Annotated in this window: 4 protein-coding genes; 1 reads left to right on the top strand and 3 read right to left on the bottom strand. The window is 76.8% G+C overall.

From position 1 onward, the window contains the following. Positions 1-809, bottom strand: an 809-nt coding sequence (locus tag ACWJ6R_RS31755) for a TetR/AcrR family transcriptional regulator (protein WP_449065754.1), incomplete at its 3' end; no start/stop codon positions are given. 46 nt (positions 810-855) lie between these two features. On the opposite strand from ACWJ6R_RS31755, the gene ACWJ6R_RS31750 reads away from it, so the two are divergent. Continuing rightward, positions 856-2424, top strand: coding sequence for an FAD-binding oxidoreductase (locus ACWJ6R_RS31750; RefSeq protein ID WP_449065755.1), 1569 nt, complete (start codon positions 856-858; stop codon positions 2422-2424). Positions 2425-2482: 58 nt separating this feature from the next. Here ACWJ6R_RS31750 and ACWJ6R_RS31745 read toward each other — a convergent pair whose 3' ends face one another. Together ACWJ6R_RS31745 and ACWJ6R_RS31740 are read right to left on the bottom strand one after the other, a co-directional pair. Continuing rightward, on the bottom strand, positions 2483-3058 hold the full coding sequence (locus tag ACWJ6R_RS31745; protein ID WP_449065753.1) for an MSMEG_6728 family protein: 576 nt from the start codon (positions 3056-3058) through the stop codon (positions 2483-2485). Positions 3059-3132: 74 nt separating this feature from the next. Then, positions 3133-3908 (bottom strand): zinc-binding dehydrogenase (locus ACWJ6R_RS31740; protein ID WP_449065752.1); only part of this gene is annotated, 776 nt, incomplete at its 5' end.

The raw sequence follows: 3908 nt of genomic DNA, 5'->3' as shown, positions 1-3908 counted from the left end.
CGCCGGTGGCGCCCAGCCCGACCACCAGCACGTCGACGGCCCGGCCGCCGGCCAGCTCGGCGAGCTCGCGGGAGCGGCGGGCGGCGTTGAGGGAGGAGTTCACGGCGACAGGTACCTCTCCAGGAGGGCGGTGAGTTCGGCGTCCAGCGCGTCCTCGGTGACCGGGTCCGGGGCGGCGGGGCCGGGCCCGTCCAGAGCGTCCGGGTCCGGCCCGTCCGGTGTGACCGGGTCCGGCGCGTCCGGGGCGGCGGGGTCCGGCCCGTTCGAGGCGGTGGGGGCGGGTCCGCCGGAGCGGCCGGGTCGAGCATGGTGGCGCCGGACAGCAGGAACGACTGCGCGGTCAGCAGCACGGCCCTGGCCTGGGCGCGCGCGTCGCCGGGCCGTACGGTGCCGGCCGCCCGGCCCCGGACGATCGCCGACTCGATCAGGGCGAGCATGGCGTCGTGGCTGGAGCCCCGGCGGTCCAGCAGGTACGGCAGGAGCAGCTCGGGGTCCACTTCGGCGATCTTGCGCCAGAGCGGGTGGCCGCGCAGCGCCCGGACCGCCCCGACGGCGGCGGTGACCGGGTCGTCGGCGGCGAAGCGGCCCGCGACCTCGACCCACTCCCGGGTCATCAGGTCGGCGACCAGGCTCCGCACGTCGGGCCAGTGGCGGTAGACGGTCATCCGGGACAGCCCCGCCCGGCGCGCCACGTCGGTGAGCGTGGTGCGGCGCACCCCGACGGCGAGCACGACCTCGCGTGCCGCGTCGAGGAGCGCGTCGGTGGAGCCCTTCGCCGGACCGGTCTCATTGTGACGGTTGGACGTCATATGTCACAGTGTAGAGGTGGAAACTCCGAAGACCGCCGCCGAACCGATGCTCTGGTCCGGCTGGGGCGACCCCGCGCGGGCCGCCGACCTGCCCGAGCCGATCCGCGGGCTGCTGGCGGACCTGCTGGGCGTGCGCCCGCCCGAGACCCCCGCGGTCCGCCTGGAGCAGGTGCGGCTGCCCGCTCCGGCCCTGCCCGAGCAGGTCCTCGACGGGCTGCGCGGCGTCGTCGGCCCCGGCCACGTGCGCTGCGACGACGAGGCGAGGGTCCGGCGAACCCGGGGCAAGTCCACGCCCGACCTGCTGCGCCTGCGCGCCGGGGACGGCTCCGACGCGCCCGACGCGGTGGTGCTGCCCGGCTCGCACGCCGAGGTGCTGGAGCTGCTGCGGATCTGCGCCGCGCACCGGGTCGCGGTGGTCCCGTTCGGGGGCGGGACCTCCGTCGTCGGCGGCCTGACCCCGGCCCGCGAGGGCTTCGCCGGGGTGGTCGCCCTCGACCTGGCCCGGCTGAACCGGCTGGTCGCGGTGGACACCGAGTCCATGGTCGCGGAGCTGGAGCCCGGCCTGCGCGCGCCGCAGGCCGAGGAGCTGCTCGCCGCCCGGGGCCTCACGCTGGGCCACTTCCCGCAGTCGTTCGAGTACGCCACGCTGGGCGGCTTCGCCGCGGCCCGCTCCAGCGGCCAGGCCTCCGCCGGGTACGGCCGCTTCGACGACCTGGTCGTCGGCCTGACCGCGGCCACCCCGCGCGGCACCCTGGAACTGGGCCGCGCGCCCAAGTCCGCGGCCGGGCCGGACCTGCGCCAGGTGCTGCTCGGCTCGGAGGGCGCCTTCGGGGTGATCACCTCGCTCCGGCTGCGGGTGCGGCCGGCCCCCGCCGCCCGGATCTACGAGGGCTGGCGGTTCGCCTCCTTCGCCGAGGGCGCGGCCGCGCTGCGGCGCCTGGCCCAGGACGGCCCCGTCCCCACCGTGCTGCGCCTGTCCGACGAGACCGAGACGATGATCGGCCTGGCCAAGCCGGGCGAGATCGGCGGTGCGGCGGCCGAGGGGGGCTGCCTGGTGATCACGGGCTACGAAGGGGAGGCGGCCGAGGTGACCGGGCGCCGCGACCGGGCCGCCGAGGCGCTGACCGGTCTCGGCGGGACCTGCCTGGGGTCCGGGCCCGGCGACGCCTGGGAGCACGGCCGCTACTCCGCCCCCTACCTGCGGGACTCGCTGCTGGCCGCCGGGGCCACCGTGGAGACGCTGGAGACGGCCGCCTTCTGGTCCGGCCTGCCCCGCCTCTACGACGCCGTACGGCTGGCGCTGCACGGCGCGCTCGGCTCACCGCTGGTGATGTGCCACATCTCGCACGTGTACGCCACCGGCGCCTCGCTGTACTTCACGGTCGTCACCGCGCAGAGCGGCGACCCGCTCGCCCAGTGGGCGGAGGCCAAGCGGGCGGCCAGCGAGGCGATCGTCGCGGCGGGCGGCACGATCTCGCACCACCACGGCGTCGGCCGCGACCACCGGGACGCCTACGCCGCCGAGATCGGCGAGCTGGGCTCGGAGGTCCTGCGCGGGATCAAGGAGCGCCTCGACCCCGCCGGCGTGCTCAACCCCGGCGTGCTGATCCCCTGACCGCGCCGGTCCGCCCGTCGTGCCGGTCTTCCGGCCCGGCCCGGCCCGGCCCGGCCCGTCACGGGACCGGGCCGGGTCCTGCGGAGGGCTCCCGCCAGGCCCGCCCGGGTAGGGGTCCGGTGTAGACCGGCCCGTCAGCCGGGCGGCCCGCCAGGTCCGGCGGGCACGAAGGGGGCCGGTCGGAGGCGGGCCAGACGTACGGCAGGTCGTCCGGCTCGTCGCCGAACGCCGGCCGGTACAGCTCGGGGGCCTTGCGCAGCAGCGACGAGCGGTGGCTGCGGTGGAAGGCCGGGTCCCCCAGCCAGGGCGGCAGCTCTCCGGCGGCCGCCAGCTCCGGCTGGGAGCGGGGGGAGGCGACGCCGCAGCGCTCGGCCAGCTCTCCCGCCATCGTGGCCGAGCAGGTGTCGGCCCGGCCCGTGGAGCACCAGTGGCCGCAGATCTGCAGGCCGTACCGGACCAGGGCCTCCTCGTAGCCGGTCCACATCTTCACCGCGGGGTGGTTGCGCCAGCCGTACCCGTGGACGGTCAGCGCGCGCAGGATCTGCAGTGTCTCGACCCGCTGCTTGCCCAGGCGGAGCGGGTCCAGGACGCGCGCGGTGGCGTCGAAGTCCGGGTAGGGGAGGAAGGTCTGCATCGCCCCTCCTGTCGCCGATCGCCTTCAGCCGGAGGCCCCGCCTTCCGGTCGCCGGAGTCCTTCCGGGGTCCTTGTCACATCACGACCACCTGGCGGACCGCCTCGCCGGTGTGCAGGCGGTCGAAGCCCTCGTTCACCTCATCCAGCGTAAGCCGGTGCGACAGCAGGGCGTCCACCGGGAGCACCCCGGCGCGGTACATGCCGACGAAGCGCGGCACGTCCCGGCGCGGGACGCACGAGCCGAGATAGCTGCCGCGCAGCGTGCGCTCCTCGGCCACCAGGCTGAGCGCGGGCAGGGTGAGCTCGCGGGAGGGGTCGGGCAGGCCGACGGTGACCGTCGTGCCGCCCCGCGCGGTGGCCCGGTAGGCCTGCTCCAGCACCGGGACGACCCCGGTGGTGTCGATGACCTTCTCCGCCCCGCCGCCGGTGATCTCCCGGATCGCCTCGACGGCGTCCGGGCCGCCCGCGACGGTGTGCGTCGCGCCGAGCCTGCGCGCCAGTTCCAGTTTCGAGCCGACCACGTCCACCGCGACCAGGGTGGCGGCCCCGGCGGCCTTGGCGGCCAGCAGCGCGGCCAGTCCCACGCCGCCCAGGCCGAAGACCGCGACGCCGTCGCCGGGGGAGACGCCGGCGCTGTAGAACGCGGCTCCCGCCCCGGTCAGCACGGCGCAGCCGAACAGGGCCGCGATCTCGAAGGGCAGGTCGGGGTCGATCCTCACCGCGGAGCGGGCCGAGACCACGGTGTACTCCGAGAAGGCCGAGACGCCGAGGTGGTGCCGGGGGCGGGCGCCGTCGGCGGAGGCGAAGCGCAGGCCGCCGCCGAGCAGGGTGCCGTCGCCGTTGGCCGCGG

The organism is Planomonospora algeriensis (assembly GCF_977012225.1).
The sequence above is the reverse complement of the archived record's forward strand: the minus strand, read 5'-3'. Positions and strand labels throughout refer to the sequence as shown.

Bases quoted from the DNA above. Each gene is read 5' to 3' on its own strand.
- ACWJ6R_RS31750 (WP_449065755.1), top strand. From the start codon at position 856: ATGCTCTGGTCCGGCTGGGGCGACCCCGCGCGGGCCGCCGACCTGCCC.
- ACWJ6R_RS31745 (WP_449065753.1), bottom strand. From the start codon at position 3,058: ATGCAGACCTTCCTCCCCTACCCGGACTTCGACGCCACCGCGCGCGTC.